Raw genomic sequence first — 588 nt, 5'->3', positions numbered from 1 at the left:
ACTAAACTTCCCCAAATCCTTTTTACGCCAATATTTCGGCATTGTATCTTTTAATAATTTATCTATTATTATAGGAAAGGGCGATTCTATGTATCCCACATTGCCTAAAAATTGCTATCTTTTAGTGCAAAATGGAAGTGTTAGTGATGGAGAAATTTGTATTACTAGGATTGAAGATGAACTCTATGTTAAACGCCTCCAAAAACGCCCAAAATTAAAGCTTTTTAGCGATAACAAGACTTATGAACCCATAGAATTAGAGGGCGAAAACTTTGAAATTATAGGACGCGTGGTGGGCTATTTCAAAAAAACTACACTTTGAGAATGTCTCTTAAGTTTCTGACAATTTTGTGATGATTTTTGTGAGTGTTTTTAATAGCGTTTAATACGAGGTTTAAGCCACTTTTTTAAGGGTGTTTTGTGATTGATTTTGTGATGTTTTGTGAAAAAATAGCCATTTTGTGAAAAAATCTAAACTTAATTTTCCATTTTAAATCGAAGTAATTTAAAGAACAAACTTCTATTTTATCGCACTTTAAAGCACTTCGCTTTTAAAATTTGCACTTTGAAATAAAACTACCCCCTATA

Annotated in this window: 1 protein-coding gene; it reads left to right on the top strand. The window is 31.1% G+C overall.

Annotated elements, in window-relative coordinates; translation table 11 throughout:
• A partial coding sequence (locus LS72_RS10580; protein WP_034555918.1) for a S24 family peptidase occupies nucleotides 1-322 on the top strand: 322 nt, incomplete at its 5' end.
• Nucleotides 323-588: the final 266 nt, after the last annotated feature.

Source organism: Helicobacter apodemus (assembly GCF_000765745.2).
Classification (GTDB): Bacteria; Campylobacterota; Campylobacteria; order Campylobacterales; family Helicobacteraceae; genus Helicobacter_D; species Helicobacter_D apodemus.
This window is presented reverse-complemented; position numbering and strand designations above follow the sequence as displayed.